16 protein-coding genes are annotated in these 16,508 nt (G+C 62.9%); 7 read left to right on the top strand and 9 right to left on the bottom strand.

Annotated elements, in window-relative coordinates; all coding sequences use genetic code 11:
• Window positions 1–139: 139 nt before the first annotated feature.
• Window positions 140–577, bottom strand: a complete 438-nt coding sequence (locus tag WA950_RS18210) for an Lrp/AsnC family transcriptional regulator (protein ID WP_424553134.1) — start codon at window positions 575–577, stop codon at window positions 140–142.
• A 119-nt stretch (window positions 578–696) separates the two neighbouring features.
• Here WA950_RS18210 and rocF point away from each other — a divergent pair, with 119 nt between their 5' ends.
• Together rocF and ocd are read left to right on the top strand one after the other, a co-directional pair.
• Complete coding sequence (gene rocF / locus WA950_RS18205; RefSeq protein ID WP_424553133.1) at window positions 697–1,617, top strand: arginase; 921 nt, start codon at window positions 697–699, stop codon at window positions 1,615–1,617.
• Between the two features lie 28 nt (window positions 1,618–1,645).
• Window positions 1,646–2,707 carry an ornithine cyclodeaminase gene (gene ocd, locus WA950_RS18200; protein WP_424553132.1) on the top strand — a complete coding sequence of 354 codons (1,062 nt, stop codon included), beginning with the start codon at window positions 1,646–1,648 and terminating at the stop codon, window positions 2,705–2,707.
• Window positions 2,708–3,004: 297 nt separating this feature from the next.
• Here the strand turns inward: ocd and WA950_RS18195 are convergent, their stop codons facing one another.
• Together WA950_RS18195 and WA950_RS18190 are read right to left on the bottom strand one after the other, a co-directional pair.
• Entirely contained in the window at window positions 3,005–3,682 is a 678-nt protein-coding gene (locus tag WA950_RS18195; RefSeq protein ID WP_424553131.1) for an aspartate/glutamate racemase family protein, read from the bottom strand.
• Between the two features lie 7 nt (window positions 3,683–3,689).
• Window positions 3,690–5,147 carry an MFS transporter gene (locus WA950_RS18190; protein ID WP_424553130.1) on the bottom strand — a complete coding sequence of 486 codons (1,458 nt, stop codon included), beginning with the start codon at window positions 5,145–5,147 and terminating at the stop codon, window positions 3,690–3,692.
• Window positions 5,148–5,300: 153 nt separating this feature from the next.
• Here WA950_RS18190 and WA950_RS18185 point away from each other — a divergent pair, with 153 nt between their 5' ends.
• The 4 genes from WA950_RS18185 to WA950_RS18170 all read left to right on the top strand — a co-directional run bounded on the left by WA950_RS18185 (window position 5,301) and on the right by WA950_RS18170 (window position 9,316).
• Window positions 5,301–6,143 carry a MurR/RpiR family transcriptional regulator gene (locus WA950_RS18185; RefSeq protein WP_424553129.1) on the top strand — a complete coding sequence of 281 codons (843 nt, stop codon included), beginning with the start codon at window positions 5,301–5,303 and terminating at the stop codon, window positions 6,141–6,143.
• Window positions 6,144–6,598: 455 nt separating this feature from the next.
• A complete protein-coding gene (locus WA950_RS18180; RefSeq protein ID WP_424553128.1) occupies window positions 6,599–8,134 on the top strand; it encodes a sensor histidine kinase in 1,536 nt (511 codons plus the stop codon).
• Window positions 8,131–8,739: a response regulator transcription factor gene (locus WA950_RS18175; protein ID WP_424553127.1), complete on the top strand. Its 609-nt coding sequence runs from the start codon at window positions 8,131–8,133 to the stop codon at window positions 8,737–8,739. The genes WA950_RS18180 and WA950_RS18175 overlap by 4 nt, the downstream gene beginning before the upstream one ends.
• Window positions 8,740–8,827: 88 nt before the next feature.
• Window positions 8,828–9,316 carry a GlcG/HbpS family heme-binding protein gene (locus WA950_RS18170; protein ID WP_424553126.1) on the top strand — a complete coding sequence of 163 codons (489 nt, stop codon included), beginning with the start codon at window positions 8,828–8,830 and terminating at the stop codon, window positions 9,314–9,316.
• 231 nt (window positions 9,317–9,547) lie between these two features.
• Here WA950_RS18170 and WA950_RS18165 read toward each other — a convergent pair whose 3' ends face one another.
• The 6 genes from WA950_RS18165 to WA950_RS18140 form a co-directional block, all read right to left on the bottom strand.
• Window positions 9,548–10,756: an FAD-dependent oxidoreductase gene (locus WA950_RS18165; protein ID WP_424553125.1), complete on the bottom strand. Its 1,209-nt coding sequence runs from the start codon at window positions 10,754–10,756 to the stop codon at window positions 9,548–9,550.
• Between the two features lie 3 nt (window positions 10,757–10,759).
• On the bottom strand, window positions 10,760–11,944 hold the full coding sequence (locus WA950_RS18160) for an Atu1372/SO_1960 family protein (RefSeq protein WP_424553124.1): 1,185 nt from the start codon (window positions 11,942–11,944) through the stop codon (window positions 10,760–10,762).
• Between the two features lie 70 nt (window positions 11,945–12,014).
• Window positions 12,015–12,677, bottom strand: coding sequence for an amino acid ABC transporter permease (locus WA950_RS18155; RefSeq protein ID WP_424553123.1), 663 nt, complete (start codon window positions 12,675–12,677; stop codon window positions 12,015–12,017).
• Window positions 12,674–13,333, bottom strand: coding sequence for an amino acid ABC transporter permease (locus tag WA950_RS18150; protein ID WP_424553122.1), 660 nt, complete (start codon window positions 13,331–13,333; stop codon window positions 12,674–12,676). Before WA950_RS18150 ends, WA950_RS18155 begins: the two co-directional genes overlap by 4 nt.
• Before the next feature lie 9 nt (window positions 13,334–13,342).
• Window positions 13,343–14,095, bottom strand: coding sequence for an amino acid ABC transporter ATP-binding protein (locus tag WA950_RS18145; RefSeq protein ID WP_424553121.1), 753 nt, complete (start codon window positions 14,093–14,095; stop codon window positions 13,343–13,345).
• A 74-nt stretch (window positions 14,096–14,169) separates the two neighbouring features.
• A complete protein-coding gene (locus WA950_RS18140) occupies window positions 14,170–15,051 on the bottom strand; it encodes an ABC transporter substrate-binding protein (RefSeq protein ID WP_424553120.1) in 882 nt (293 codons plus the stop codon).
• A gap of 172 nt (window positions 15,052–15,223) precedes the next feature.
• On the opposite strand from WA950_RS18140, the gene WA950_RS18135 reads away from it, so the two are divergent.
• The gene (locus WA950_RS18135) at window positions 15,224–16,267 is read left to right on the top strand and encodes a GlxA family transcriptional regulator (protein WP_424553119.1); all 1,044 of its coding nucleotides are present in this window, start codon (window positions 15,224–15,226) and stop codon (window positions 16,265–16,267) included.
• The last annotated feature ends 241 nt before the right edge of the window (window positions 16,268–16,508 follow it).

Here is a 16,508-nt window from a genome sequence, read left to right as displayed (position 1 = left end):
CCAGGCATGAGCGGATATCCATCTCCGGCTCCCAGCCGCGACCTTAGTCGTAGGGACGATCCGCTATGGCAAACAAGGTTGATACTTCGGACTATTGAAAAGAAGCGGCGGAGAAGCTCCTGACGCCCAGCGCCAGATCCTAAAGTTTTGCTCTTGTTGATCGAGGCGTGGAAAGAAGCAGGCTCGTTTCGCTTCCGGTAATACCGGGCACGAGGCGGATCTTGCGCAAGACGGCGTCGAAGTCGGCAAGGCTCGACGCACCGAGTTCCACCAGAAGATCCCATCGGCCGTTCGTCGTGTGGATCTGCGAGATCTCCGGAAAACCGCCCAGCGTGCGGATTACGCGGTCGGTCACATGGCCTTCGATCTCGATCGTCATGACGCCGCGGACGACATCTTCGAATGCATCGGCGCGCAGCATCACCGTATAGCCGACGATGGTGCCATCCTGCTCCATCCGCTCGATGCGCGCCCGCACGGTGGCCCGCGATGCGCCGGTTTCAAGTGCGAGGTCCGAAACGCTGCGGCGCCCGTTTCCGCGCAGGAGCGTTACGATCTTCCGGTCGAGGTCGTCCATGCCAATTTGGCTCCAAGGTTTTCCATTTTGATCAATATGGCATCTCGAGTTGCCAAAATTCAATATTCAATCTGCCGCTAGGGGCTTCTACAGTTTGAAAAACCAAACGGGAGTACGTCATGGAGTGCACGCTGATCGGCGCCCCTCTGCAAATCGGTGCAGGACAGCTTGGCTGCGAGATGGGGCCGAGCGCTCTTCGCATCGCCGGTCTTCGCGCGGCGCTGGAAGAACTGGGCCATACGGTCAAGGACACCGGCAATATCACCCCGCGCGCCTTTGACGAGATGCCGCATCCGAACAAGGCCGTTCATCACCTCGGCGAAACCGTCGCCTGGGTCGAGGCGCTTTCGGCTGCCGCCTACGAGCACAGCAAGACCGGCATGCCGATCTTCCTCGGCGGCGACCACGCGATATCCGCCGGCACGGTTCCGGGCCTGGCACGCCGCGCCGCCGAACTCGGCCGGCCGCTCTTCGTGCTCTGGCTGGACGCGCACACGGATTTCCATAACCTCGAAACGACCGTCAGCGGCAACCTGCACGGTACGCCGGTCTCCTACTATACCGGCCAGCCCGGCTTCACCGGCTATTTCCCGACGCTCGATCATCCGGTCCCCGCCGAAAATATCTGCATGATCGGCATTCGCAGCGTCGACCCGGCTGAACAGGCCGCCATTCGCAAGACCGGCATCACAGTGCACGATATGCGCGTAATCGACGAGCATGGCGTCGCCGTCCTCGTGCGCAACTTCATCGAGCGGGTGCGCGCTGCAAACGGCCTCCTGCATGTGAGCTTCGACGTCGACTTTCTGGAGCCTGACATTGCACCGGCAGTCGGCACCACGGTCCCGGGCGGCGCGACATTCCGCGAGGCGCACCTGATCATGGAAATGCTTCATGACAGCGACCTGGTGACCAGCCTCGACATCGTCGAGCTCAATCCGTTTCTCGACGAGCGCGGCAAGACCGCAAGGCTGCTTGTCGATCTCGTTGCCAGCCTGATGGGCAAGCGGGTGATGGATCGCCCGACCGTTTCTGGCTGATTTCCGTTGTTCTTTGGTTGGAGGCAAAATGAACACTGATGCGAAACTGAACGTGGTGCCCTTCGTCAGCGTGGACCACATGATGAAGCTGGTCCTGAAGGTCGGCATCGACCGGTTCCTCACGGAACTGGCTGCCGTCATCGAGGAGGACTTCCGCCGCTGGCCGGTCTTCGACAAGACCCCGCGCGTGGCCTCCCATTCCGAAGAAGGCGTCATCGAGCTGATGCCGACCAGCGACGGCACGCTCTACGGCTTCAAATATGTCAACGGCCATCCGAAGAACACGCGTGATGGCCGCCAGACCGTGACAGCCTTCGGCGTCCTGTCGGATGTCGGAAACGGCTACCCGATGCTGCTCACCGAGATGACGATCCTGACGGCGCTACGCACCGCGGCCACCTCGGCCGTCGCGGCCAAGTACCTCGCCCGGCCGAACGCCCGCACCATGGCGATCATCGGCAATGGCGCGCAAAGCGAGTTCCAGGCCCGCGCTTTCAAGTCGCTTCTGGGCGTCGACAAGCTTCGCCTCTACGACATCGACGCATCGGCGACGAAGAAGTGCGCCCGCAACCTCGCCGGCCTCGGCTTCACCATCGTTGAATGCTCTTCCGTCGAGGAAGCTGTCGAAGGTGCCGACATCGTCACCACCGTCACCGCCGACAAGCAGTATGCGACGATCCTGTCCGACAACCATGTCGGCCCCGGCATTCACATCAACGCCGTCGGCGGCGACTGCCCCGGCAAGACCGAACTCAGCAAGGACATCCTGCTGCGCTCGGACATCTTCGTCGAATATCCGCCGCAGACGCGCATTGAAGGCGAAATCCAGCAGCTTCCAGCCGAGCATCCCGTCATCGAACTGTGGCAGGTCATGACCGGCGAGACCGAAGGTCGCAAGAGCGCGGACCAGATCACGCTCTTCGACAGCGTGGGCTTCGCCATCGAGGACTTCTCTGCCTTGCGTTACGTACGGGAGAAGATTTCAGAACACGGCATGTTCACCGAGCTCGACCTCCTCGCCGATCCCGACGAGCCGCGTGATCTCTACGGTATGCTGCTGCGTTGCGAGGCGAAGCTGCACGCTGCCTAGCGCCAAGCCATGTGAATGACCGCCCGGCCCATTTTTCAACGCGCCGGGCGGTCGTCAAATCAATGGATCGCCCGGCAAGAGAGCAGAGCTGCCCCGTTATGCGGGCAATTGCTGAGGCAGAGATCGTCGCTAGATCGCCGGATGATCCGCAGGCAAGAACGAAACGAGACGCAATATATCGCCGTCTGCCATGCGTACGACAACGGCCCTCCGATCAAGAGCCGGTTCATGTCACCGAGCGGGCAACGACGCTCGGCCGTGAGGCCGAGCGGAAGATGGAATCTTCGACTGATAAGTCTACATCGCCCGCGGCACGTGAGCGGCTTCGCTGATCAGGTCGAGAATACGCTTGGCGGCCGAAGGGATCGGCCCCAGAATGGGCCGGTCAAACCGTGGCCGGAGGGCCTTGGCAGCTTCTCCGAGCGGGCCGCCACCGATGATCACCGCCTCGGCTCCGTCCCGTTCGATACAGTCGGCGACCGCACCGGCGAGTGTCTGGATGAGCAGTGCGGGATCGGCGGCCAGCGCTACCGGGTCGCCTTCGGTACAGCGGATACCCGTGTAGAGATGGGCAAGGCCTAGATCGTGCGCCCGCTGGCCAATCGCCTCGGCGAGATCTGGCGTTGAGGTCGCGATACCGAACCGGCGGCCGCCCTGTGAGGCCTCGATCATCGAGGCCTCACAGATGCCGACCACCGGAACTGTCACCTTGCGGCGAAGTTCTGCCAGGCCGGGATCACCGAAGGCGCTGACAATGATCCCTGCACAATCCCGCCCATGCGCGGTGCCAAGCTCAACCACCTCGGCGGCAGATGCCGCGAGCTGCTCGGGCGTGACGATCATGCCTGGTGCGCGGCTGGCGGTCACGGTCTCGACGGCCAGCTTTCGGTCCAAGGCTTTCAGCGCGATGGCGTGCATCATGTCGCTGGTCGACTTGGAACTGTTGGGATTGATCAACAGAACGTGTGGATTCATGCTTAGTTCAAGCTCCTGCTTTTAGAGGGGCCACGGCCACGTCCGGGCTTTCGGTAGTGATTTCGGCAGGTTGGGTAATATCCTCCATCGACATACCGTAGGTTTCCGGCCCGAGGCGAATGCAGACGGCAAAGATCGCATACATGGCCGCCGCCAGACCAAACACGCCCCCCATGCCATAGTTGTCGAACAGCGCGCCGGAAATGGTGGGTACAAATGAGCCGGCCGCAGAGCCCGAGGCCAGGATGAAGGCCACGCCGAAGGCGCGGATGCGCGTAGGGTAGAGTTCCGGCGCATAGATCCAGATCGACGTGTTGAGCAACAGCACGAAGAACTGGAAAAGCGCGCCGAAGAACAGCACCAAGTAGATGGTGGTGCCAAGATACATGATGGCGAGGGCGGCCAGGCAAGCGCAGATGGCGCCCACCGTCAGCACGCGCTTACGCGGGAAATAGTAGCCGAACATCGAGGCCGCGATAGCGCCGAGTACGCTGCCGCTCTGAATGATCATGCTATATAGCAAGCTGCCTTGGAGCGTATAACCCATCGAGACAAAGATGATCGGCATCAGCGTCAAAACGGAAAGCTGTGCGCCGTAGCTCATCAGAATGGCGATCGCTACCGGGATGGTGCGGCCGAGGAACGGTGCGCGGAACAGCTCCTTCCAGGCCCCCTTGGTGACAGGTGCCTCCGCCATGTGGTCCTTCGTCAGATGCTCGCGCACCACAAGGTTGCGCGGCCGTAGCGAACCGGATTCCAGCACAGAGAGCACCTTGTTTGCCTCGTCGATACGACCTTGCGAGGCGAGGAACCGTGGCGTCTCCGGCACGTAGCGCCGGTAGAATACGACGAGAAGCGCCGGAAGTGCCAGTGATGCGAAGAGCCAGCGCCAGCTGTCCTCACCGGGAAAGATGCTGAAGATCATCAGCCCGTAGACAGGTGCCAGAAAGTTTCCGAAGCCACCCGCGCCGACATTGACGAGGCCGGCTGCGGTTCCGCGGAACTTCGGCGAGCAGAATTCAGACAGCATGGTGACTGCCGTGGAAATCTCGCCACCGACACCGAAGCCGACAACGGCACGCGCAATGCACAGGAACATGAAGTCCGGTGCCAAGGCGCACGCTGCCGAGCCCAAAGAGAACAGCAACAGGTTGAAGGTGAGCATGACGCGACGGCCGTAGCGATCACCCAGAATGCCCGAGAGCAACCGGCCGATTGCCGCGCTGCCGAAAGTAATCGTGTTCAGGAAGCCGATATCCGTGCCCGTCAGCCCCCAATGCTCCTTGAGGAGCGGCCCCGACACGCCGATCGTGTTCTGCTCGAAGCTGTCGAACAGGCAGCCGATCAGCACCAATGCGATGATCTGTTTGTGCGCCTTGGTCACTCCAATCCGCGTGAGCGCGCCTTCCAATTGCCGAATGACCGGCGATGATTTGCCGGACTGCACCATACCTTCTGCTGCCATAGTCTCCTCCTTCTGGCATCAGCATGAAAATTTATTTTCCTAGTATGTTCATAAGAAATTTAATTATCAAGAGAAACTTGTGAGCGGCGCGTTCTTCCCGAAATCCGACCAGTTCGTTACAAACATTTCACGGCATGCATGATGGTGGGTCAGATGGGTTCTACGGATCGTTCGTTTCTGTTTCGGGTGAGAGATGCGCTCGATGAACTGCACCCGGCCGAGCGCCGGCTCGGCGAGTTCGTCTGCGACTTTCCGGGCGAGCTTGCGAGCTATTCTGCCTCCGAACTCGCCACGCTCGCGCAGGTCTCCAATGCCACCGTTACCCGCTTCGTGCGTCGGCTCGGCTACGAAAACTACGAGGAGGCCCGCCGCCACGCGCGCGACGAGCGGCAGACGGGCTCGCGGCTGTTTCTCGCCACCTCGACGGATGCCGCAGGTGTCCAGTCGGTCGCGGCCCACGTCGCCCAGGGTATCGCCAATCTTGAAGGCACCTTCGCCACCATTACCGACACGCAGGTGAATGCGGTGGCCGACGCGGTGCTGGAAGCGCGCAAGACCTGGGTCGTCGGTTTTCGCAGCAGCCACCCCTTTGCCGACTACCTGCAATGGCAGATGACGCAGGTCGTCGAGAACATCGTCGCGATTCCTGGCGCTGGCCAGACACTTGGAGAACATCTCGTGAGTGTCACAGAGCGCGACGTCGCCATCGTCTTCGGACTGCGCCGACGCATCGCACAGATGGAAACCATACTGTCGGCCATCGAGAAGAGCGGTGCGAAATTGCTCTACCTGACCGACGAGGGCGTCGCCCACCGGGCAAGTGCGACCTGGCATTTCCGCTGCCAGACGCTGGCGCCCGGTCCTCTCTTCAACCATCTCTCCGTTATGGCCGTCTGCCACCTCCTCACCACACGGGCGATCGAGCGCGCCGGCACAGGGGGCCGGGCCCGCCTTCGCGGCATCGAGCGCTTTGGCGATACGCTGGAGGAACTGTAAGAAGCGTTGGCGAGGAGGTGGTTCTCACCGTCGTGGAGTGTTGGCTGGAGGTGGGTAGCCCCTGAAACGTGATCGTTTCGAAGTATGGCGTATGAACCTCGGAAGGCCATTGAAATGTAGCTTGGCGAGTTCTATTCCTCACACGTAAACCGCAGTTCTGGCGGCTGCACGGCTGGGTCGACGACCGCACCGGCGACTGGTTCGCGGCACGCGGCAGCGCTCTTAGCAACACGATCAAGGCCGACGCCATGTCGCGCAATGGCGTAGTGGAAAGCCGTGGCCGGTGCAACTACCTGAATTTACCGGCAACGTTTTATCCGGTCGCCCACGAAACAAAATGACATCACCCATCCTTTGCAAATCGGGAGCGGATGTGTTCAGACGAGACTTTCTGAAAGCCTTGCCACCTCAACCGCGCTATACCTGTCACGCATGGAAACTGCGAGAATGAACTCATGAAAGGCAGCAGGCCGATCCTTGAAAATCCGCTTCGGCTGATTGTCATAGGCGTTCTGCTGCTCGTTTGCGCAGGAGGCATTCTGGCGATAGTGGAGCGCCAGTCCCTGGTTGCCGAACTGGAACAGCAAAGCGCGATCCTGCACCGCCTTGCATCCCAGCGAGCCGACCAGCATGACGCGCATATGACCGCCTTGTCGGCGATCGCGGTGGCGGCGGATAGCGCACGCCACGAGCTTTTTCTTGACGTCGCGGCGACCATCTCGCGCTTTTATCCGCGCATCGACGAAGTGCAGCTCGTTCCGCTGTTTCATGAGGGCGAAAGCGTCGGCACCGAGAGACTTGATCCGGCACTGGCCGAAACGATCCGTGCGGCAGCGATGACGTCTGATGGCAGCATAGCCCTGTTGCCGCATCCCGGTAAGCCGCATCACTATATCATGGTCAAGCGCAGCCCCAATTCAGCGACGGCGCGCTACGGGCTGATGCTGGGCATAGACGCAAAAAGGCTGCTCGACGAGGAGGGATCGTTCTGGCTGCAGCCCGGCATCGCGCTTGGCCTTTCTCTGCCCGGCCGCCAGAAGCTGACGATCTATGGCGAAACACCACAGACGATCCGCTTTTCAGAGCCGCTCGGCAGTGCGTCGCAGCCTCTCATCCTCCAGACCGGGATGGAGATCGGGCTGGCGGACCTATTTCCGCCCGTCAAGACCGGGCTGGCGCTGCTGGCTGTCACGCTGGCCTATGTCACGACGCTTGTCATGCTACGTCAGCGGGTCCGCACCCGCAGGGCACTGGAGCAGGCGCGGCTCAGCGCGCTGGATTCGCGCCTTGCCCATGCGTCGCGCGTCAATACACTGGGGGAGATGGCGAGCGGCCTTGCCCATGAACTGACGCAGCCTCTAACCGCGATTCTGGCGCAGGCCCAAGCCGGCCGGCGATTGCTGATGCGCGGCGACATGGCCGCGCTCGCGCCCACAATCGACGACACAGTGACACAAGCGCGCCGGGCTTCCGCCATGCTTGAGCGCTTCCGCAACTGGTCGCGGCCGCAGCATGGGTCGGTATCGACTTTCGATCTGCGCGAGGCGGTCGCCAATGTGCAGGCATTGCTGGAGCCGCAGGCGGTTCAGCGGGGCGTACAGCTTGTCTTCGACGTGCCGACAACACCAGTGCCGGTGGCCGCAGATCCCATAGAGATGGAACAGGTCGTCTTCAATCTCGTGCGCAACGCCATTGAAGCCACAGGCAGCGCCGGCAGCGGGGGGCGGGTTTCCATCCACCTGCGGCAGGATGCGTCCCATCCCATGCTCGAGGTGGCCGACAACGGCCCCGGCGTGCCGGAAGACTTGCGGCCACGCCTGTTCACGCCGTTCACCACGACCCGCCCCGACGGCACCGGGCTCGGTCTTGCGCTCAGTCAGCGGCTCGTGGAGCGCGCCAGCGGAGAAATCACGCTGGTCGACAGCGATGCGGGAGCAACCTTCCGGGTATCGTTGCCGCGCCAGCCCGAACCGCTGGAGGTCAAACGATGATCCATCCCGTCTATCTCGTGGATGATGACGAGGCGGTACGCAAGGCCCTTGCCCTGCTGCTATCCACGGTCGGCATCAAGGCGACAGGCTTCGCCGATCCGCAGGTCTTTTTAGGTGAAGCGTCGAAACTTGCCCCTGGCTGCCTGATCCTCGACATCAGAATGCCCTCCATTTCCGGCCTGAAATTGCAGGAGCGGCTGAAAGCGCAGGGGATCGACTGGCCCACCATCGTCATTTCCGGCCATGGCGATATCGAAGCCTGTCGGCGCGCCTTCCGCAATGGCGCGGTCGACTTCCTGTCCAAGCCGGTTGATGAGCAGGACCTGATCGACGCCATTCAACGAGCGCAGGAAGCACTGGCGCGGATGCTTGACCGGCGCGCCGAGCTGGCGGAAACGCTGGCCCTGCTTGCCGCGCTCACGCCGCGCGAGCGCGAGGTATTGGACCGTATTGCCAACGGGTTCACCACTCGCCAGATCGCGGAGGGGCTTGGCCTGTCGCCCCGCACGGTGGAGAGCCACCGCGCCGCCATCGGCGCCAAGCTCGGCACCACTTCGCAGGCCGAGATGACGCGGCTGTGGCTTGAGGGGCGCGAAACTCCGTAGAACTACGGGTGTAGGCCGCAAGGTGTACGAATAGCGGGAAAAGGGGGGAGCGCTTAAATGACGAGCATCAACAGGAAAGGAACCCAAAATGATCCGCACCCTCGTTTTCGCCTCCACGCTTCTTGCTCCGATGGCCGCCTTCGCTCAGGATCTGCCGACGACCCCCTACCTTCCGCTTGAGCTGGCTACCCAGGCGGCCGACGCCGCTCTGAAGGCATGCGCCGCCGAAGGTCACAATGTCAGCGTTGCCATCGTGGCTCGTGACGGCGCGACCAAGGTGCTGCTGAAGGCCGACAATTCCGGCCCGCACACCGCCGCCAGCGCCACCGGAAAGGCCTTCACATCGGCTGCCATGGGTCGCGACACCGCTGGCCTTGCCGAATTCATCGCTTCCAAGCCCGCCAATGAAGGTCTGCGCGACATGGATGCCCGCATGGTCATTCAGGGTGGCGGCCTGCCGATCAAGTTCGACAAGGCGCTGGTTGGCGGTATCGGCGTGGGTGGCGCGCCTTCGGGTGACATCGACGCCGGCTGCGCCGTTGCCGGCCTGAAGGCCATCGGTGCTGCGACCGAGTAATGTCGTTGCGCGCAGCGTGAAAGACCGAACGGCCCGCCTTCGATGCGGGCCGTTTCCTTTCAGCAGCCTGTTTCGGACAGGGCCTCCAGCCGTGAGGCACGGCTTGGACATGGACCTTCGCCGCGAACCGCTATCCTTCTTGGGGCCGGAACAAGATTTGTTGAGCCGGGGCAAGGGCTCACCCGGAATGCGCTACCCTTCAGGACCGCTTGACCGAGCCCCTGGGAGCGTTCAAGCCAGCATCTGCGCAAGACGCCGCGCCGAGCCAAGCGCGAGTGTCCAGCCGAGCATGCCATGCCCGGCATTGACATAGACGCCGCGGATTTGCCGGGATCGCGCGATGATCGGTCGAGAGGACGGGGTCATGGGGCGTTCGCCTGACCAGCGCTGCTCCCATTCGGGCTGGTCAAAACACCCGGGCAGCACGGCGCTTGCCGCCTCCCGCAGCACCGAGAAACGATCCTGCAGGAACCCGGAGCCGGGCACCGCGATATCGGCAAGGCCCGCTACCCGGAACCGGTCGCCGATGGCCGCGAAGGCGAGCTTGCGCTTCACATCCGTCAGGCTGACGCACGGCGCGCCCTCCTGCCACGGCACCGTGAGGGAATAGCCCGCAACGGGTTGAACCTCCCGCGCTTCCGGCAGGGAGGCGGCAAGGGTACGGATCAAAGGCCCGGCCGTGACGACCGCGGCATTGACCGCAAGCGGATCGCGATCTGCAAAGCGGACAGCCGCAAGACGGCCGCCGCGATGTTCGAAGCCGACGACGCGCGCTCCAAAGGCCGCCGTCACTGCATATCTCCGCACAACGAAATCCCCCAGCTGCCGGCAGAACGCCGATGCATCGCCAAGCGCATCATGGGGCGTATATACGGCACCGGCGATTTCCCCCTGATAGGCCTTCAGCGCCGGTTCCACCGCCTCGGCCTCCGGCCGCGACAGCATACGCTGGTCGATGGCCATCTCTCGTTTGCCCTCGACGGTTGACCGCGCGGCCGCAAAGCTTCGCGCGTCCGGATAAAGGTGCAGCTTGCCGGCAACGCGATAGTGGAACGCGATATCCGTTTCGGCCAGAAGCGACGCCATTTCCTGCCGGGATTCCTCGGCAAGCATCAGGATATCCCTGGTGTTGCTCCACCAGCGCCGGGCGGATGCATTGGCGAGGAAGCGCAGCCCCCAGAGCAGGAAGTCCGGATCGAGCCGCATGTGGACGCGGAATGCGGGATCGCGCTTGAGAAGGATCGACGGCAGATGTTTCAGCAGGGCGGGCGAGGCCATGGCATCGCCGTAGGCCCAGGAAAGCTGTGCCGCATTGCCGGCGCTAGCCCCCCTTCCCGGTTCGGCCTCCGCATCGATCAGCGTAACGCGATGGCCGGCCCGCGCCAGCATATAGGCAGAGGACACTCCGACAACCCCTGCCCCGATAACGGCGACATGCATGGTTCAACCCTCCGCTTCGCCGAGCAGCGCCGTCAGTTCGATTTCCACCGGCACGCCGCGCGGCAGCGATCCGACGCCGACCGCGATCCGCGCATGCGGCCAGCAATCCGGGAAGATCTCGCGCAGCAATTCCGACGCGCCGTCGATGACAGCACCATGCTGGGTGAATTCGGGTGTGGCGGCGACATAGCCCGCAAGCCGCACGAACCCCTCGACCCGGTCCAGCCCGCCCGCAATGCACTCGAGCTGCGCAAGCGCATTGAGCAGCGCCCATCGCGCGCAGTCGCGGCCATCTTCGAGGGAAACACCCGCTCCGAGATGACCTGTCTTGAGAACGGCGCCGTCCTTCAGCGGAACCTGACCGGATATGGTCACGATGTTGCCGGCCCTGACCGCACCGACGAAAGCGCCGGGCGACACGGAGGCCTCTGGCAGGTCAAGCCCGCATGCGGCAAGCCGGGCGCGTGCGGAACAGGTCCGGTCTTTCCGCAATGCACCCTCGCCGCTCCGCTCCACGAAGGTCCGGAAGATCGCCCGGTCGAAATCGCTCAGCCGATATTCCGGGTGCCATTGAATGCCGAGGCAGAAACCGGGTGTCTCGCCCTCAAACGCTTCGACGACCCCATCCGGTGCACGGGCCGCGACCCGAAAGCGGCCCGCGCCCGTCAAGGCGTGGCGATGCAGGCTGTTCACCCGGGCCTCGGATCCATCGAGAATGCCGGCGAGAACGCTTCCCGGCTCCACGAGAACGGTATGCGCAACCCGGTCCGGCACGGCACTCGGCAGGTGTTCGACCGCCGGTGAAGCGGGCAGGCTCCTGACGAAAGTGCCGCCGAGCCATTCGCCGATGAGCTGCATGCCGTGGCAGATGCCGAGCAGCGGCTTTCCGGCGTGGACGGCATACTCGATCAGCGCGAGTTCGAACGCACGCCTTTCGGGCCCCGCCTCCGCGCCGGGAAGTGTGCCGGTGATCAGCACGCCATCGGCAAGCTCCAGGGCATTGGCGAGCGCCTGTGTTTCATAGGGCAGGATCAGCGGCAGGCCACCTGCTTCACTGATTGCCTCTGCATAGTTCGCCCGCACCGTATAGATCGCCTCGGTCGGCGCGTCGGTCTGCGCCTCCATGTCGGGGGTCATGAGAATCACCGGCCGGCGGCCCCGGCCGCCTTCCTGTCTTGCAGTCGTCATGGTCTTGTCTTCCGGTTGGTTCAAGGGCGGTTCCGGCGCAAACGTGGGCGGCCGGAGCTGTGTGGAACACCTAGCGGGCAGCGGAAGGCGCGAGCCGCTTGGAAAGGAGCGAGAACGGCCAGGCGATCAGGAAGTAACAGACGCCTACCGCGAGATAGATCTGCAGCGGCAGGAAATATTCCGTCGCCATGGCGCGGCCGGTCAGCACCAGTTCATCCACCGTGATCAGCGATGCAAGGGAGGAATCCTTGAGCAGAGAGACGAAGGTGACGATGAGCGGTGCAATGCTGATGCGCACCACCTGCGGCAATACGATCAGGGTGAAACTCTGGTAGGGCGTGAAGCCGACGGCGAGCGCGGCTTCACGCTGGCCGGGCGGGATAGCCATCAGGCCGGCCCGGAACAGTTCCGCCACCTGGGCGGCAAAGGCGAGCGCCAATCCGATGATGGCGGCGGTGAAGGCATCAAATGTGATGCCGATGCCCGGCAGCCCGAAGTAGAGCAGGAAGAGGATGGCGAGAAGCGGCACGCCGCGGACGGTGGCGACATAGAGCGCCACGCCACGCTCCACCACCCGCCATCGCGAACTGCGGCAAAGCACGAGCAGAAGGCCGAGCACCAGCGACAGGGCAAAGGCCGCGACCGACAGCATCGCCGTCTTTCCCATCGCTTCGAGAAGCGGCGGCAGCCAATCGCCGGCATAGTCCGCATAAGGCTGGAGAAAATCGATCATGCCTTCAGTCTTCCATAGCGGGTTTCGAGCATGCGGACCGCCCACATCAACGGCAGGGCGAGCGCGAGATAGAGCACGGCGACCGTGGTATAGATCAGCGTGGTCTGGAACGAGGACGTGACCAGGGAGCGCGCGTAGAACATGATCTCCGGCGCGGCGATGGCCGAGACGATGGACGTGTCCTTCAGAAGCTGCACCGCATAGTTCCCCAATGAAGGCAGGGCGATGCGCAGCGCTTGCGGCGTGAGGATGTCGATGATCGTCCGGTAGGGTGTGAAACCGACCGCAAATGCTGCCTCCGCCTGCCCCTTCGGCAAGGCTGAAAAGCCCGCACGGAACAGATCGCATGTGACGGCACCGCCGATCAGCCCGAGGCCGAGGATCGCCGCCGGGATGGACGAGAGCCGGAAACCGATGCTGGCCAGGCCGAAATAGAGAATGAAGAGATGCGTCAGCGCCGGAATGTTGCGCATGATCTCGCAATAGGCATCGATCAGCGCATGCAGCACGCGGTTCCTTCCGAACTGCCGTGTAAGGGCAAGGAGAAAACCGAGGGAAACGCTGAGGAGAAGCGAAGCCAACGTGACGACGATGGTGACACCGACACCGGCGAGCAACCCTTCAAGGATCATGAGGAAAGTCGAAAATCCAATCACGGCGCGCCCCTAGTGCCTGATCTGCCGGAGGAAGGCCTGGGTCCTTGGCTCGCGCGGAGAAAGAATCAGCTCGCGGGCGGCCCCCTGCTCGACGATGCGGCCGCCATCGAGAAACAGCACGCGATCGGCGATATCGCGGGCAAAGGCGATCTCATGCGTCACGATCAGCATGGTGCGCCCTTCGGCGGCAAGCTCCTCCATCACCTTCAGCACCTCATGCACCAGCTCCGGATCGAGCGCGGACGTCGGCTCGTCGAACAGCATGAGCTTGGGCTTCTGGGCAAGTGCACGGGCGATGGCGACCCGCTGTTGCTGACCGCCGGAAAGCTCCAGCGGCGAGGCATCGGCGCGGTGCGTCATATGCACCTTGGCCAGCATGTCGAGCGCCAGCTCCCGCGCCTCCCTTGCTGAAAGACCCCGCACCTTGCGTGCGGCGATGGCCACGTTTTCGGTGACGGAGAGATGCGGCCAAAGATTGAAGAGCTGGAAGACCATGCCCATCTCGGCCCGCTGCGGCGCAAGCTGCCGGTCGCTCATCGGCCGGTCGAGGCGCACACCGATCCGCTCGCCATCGAGATGGATCTCGCCGCCGCTCGGCTTTTCCAGAAAGTTCAGGCAGCGCAGGCATGTCGACTTGCCCGATCCCGAAGGGCCGATCAGCGCGATCTTTTCGCCTGCCGCCACCTCGAAATCGATGCCCTTGAGAACCTCCACCGCGCCATAGCTCTTGGTGAGGCCCGTCACGCTGAGAAGCGGGCTCATGGCATTCCCCTTGATTTTGTTGTTTCATCGAGACGATGCCGGGCGACCGAAAACAAGGCCGCCCGGCCGCCGCATCAGCCGCCGGTCGCGCAGGACGGCAGCTCGTAATCCGCCGGACGATCGACGCCGGCGCGGAAATTCTCGCCCGCCGGCGTATACCAGACGTCGGCGGAAAGGCCGTATCGCTCACCGATCGCCTTCATCTCGCAGCTCTTCCACATCTCCGCGAGGATCGCGTCCACCTTCTGGCGCAGGTCGTCGTTCTTCTTGTTGAAGCCGTAGACCACCTGCCCGAGACCCGTCAGCAGCGGGAAATCGGGGTTCGCGTCGGTGAAGGCGAGGAAGTGCATGTTCCAGTCAGGATTCTGCTTGATCGCGTAGGAAACGACCGGTGGGTCGCCGATCACAGCATCAATGCGGCCTGCCATGAGGTCGCGCACAGCAGCATCCGACGTGTCGTAGAGGGAAAGTTCCAGACCCGCGATCTTCTTCAACTCGGGCACGAAGGAGAAGCCGGTGATGGTGCCGACCTTCTTGCCTTCGAGGTCGGAGAGCTTGTCCCAGTTCGTCTTCGAGGACTGCATGACGCCGTTCTTGAAATAGTGGATCGGCTCGGAAAGGCTCATGATCTGGGTGCGCTTTTCCGTCCAGCCCATTGTGCCGAGCATCACGTCGACGCGGCCCGCCTCAACCGAGGCGATGGTGCCCGACCATTCCATCAGCGCCGGCTGCACCTGAAGACCGAGCTTTTCGGCGACCTTCTGCATGATCTCGCCATCATAGCCGATCAGCTTGCCGTCCTGCCAGCCGGAGCCGGGCATGTCGCCGGTGAAGGCGACCGTCAGCTTGCCCTCCTCGGCAAGCTCGAAAGCCTGCGCCGCAGAGGAAAATAGAGAAAAGCTCCCGCCTGCCAGCAGCGCGCACACCACCAGCCTTCTCGAAAGAGAAAGTGTCATCTGTTCGATCCCTAGAGTTGTTTGTTCCCCGGATCCGGTGGTCTCGCCGACCGGATGTTGCATTCAACGGGGAGCATGGTGACATCGAAGATCGCTCATGGATTTCAAGAAACGGACTTTTTCTTTGAAAAAATGACATCACCCTGCCACAGTGCAGGCGATGGAGGACCCGATGACCGCGCAAAACGATGCCGACTATATCCACTGGCTGGACAGCCTCTGGGCCGAGCGGCTGCTTGCGGCGCGCGACCGCAAGCCGGACGTCTCCGTCGGCATTCTGCTATGGCCGACCTTTCCGATGATGTCGCTGACCGGCGTCGTGGAGCCCCTTCGCCATGCGGCGGATTTCGCCGACAATTCCCGGCCGATCCATTGCCGCTGGTCGATCATGGGCAAGCCCGGCTACGAAGCCGTGGCGAGCTGCGGCATCCGCGTGCAGGCGGACGCGCCCTACATCAACCCCACCGATTTCGACTATATCGTCGTGATCGGCGGCCTTCTCCCGCACCTCCAGGCCGCGCCGGCAGCCCACCGGGACTACATCAGGGTCGCCGCATCGGCGGGCATTCCCGTCATCGGCGCCTGCACGGGATCTTTCGTCCTTGCCCAGGAAGGGCTGCTGATGGGGCGCAAGGCCGCCATTCATCCCTTCCATGCCGAGGATTTCCGAATGGCGTTCCCGCGGCACCCGTTCTCCACGCGCGACGACTTCCTCATAGAGGATGGGCGCATCACCGTGCCGGGTGGCGTGTCGGTCCTGTCGCTGATGACCGAACTCATCCGCAACCATTGCGGCCCCGACCGCGCGGCAAAGGCCGTCTACCAGCTCTCCCTGCCGGACCAGAAGAACATGAGCAGCTTCGACCACGAGCGGGCCTCAACGTTCCGGCATGTCGGGGACGCCCGCGTGCAGCGGGCCATTGTGCTGATCGAGAGCCGCAAGGGCCGGGACATCTCGCCGGAACAGATCGCCGCCACCATCGGCCTCTCGCCGCGCCAGTTCACCCGCCTGTTTCAAGCGCATATCGGCATGACGCCGAAACATTTCATCCTGGAAACGCGGCTGCGCTACGTGCGCTTCCTGCTCGACAACAGCGTGCTCGCCGTCACTGCGATCGCCCACGAAACGGGTTTCTCCGACTCCGCCCACCTCGCAACGGCCTTCCGTAAGAAATACCAGAGCTCACCAAGCGAATTCCGGCACAGGCGAAGATGATGTGCCTTGTTTGGCGTCGAATGGAATCGAACCAAAGGCGCACGACCTAAGCGCATAGATGTTTCAATGAAGACATACAGAGCAGGTAGCGTGCCGACTGGGATCAGCCCAAAAGCAGGAAACTCCAGCTTCCGGCGTCCCGAGGTTTGGGCTCAGAGCAGCACCTCAATGTGTGCTACCGCGATCAACGGTTCGCAGCGCCATCGAACTTGTTTCACCACCCCCCTGTTCGTTCTCCCGC

This window comes from Shinella sp. (genome assembly GCF_049651085.1).
GTDB lineage: Bacteria > Pseudomonadota > Alphaproteobacteria > Rhizobiales > Rhizobiaceae > Shinella.
The sequence above is the reverse complement of the archived record's forward strand: the minus strand, read 5'-3'. Positions and strand labels throughout refer to the sequence as shown.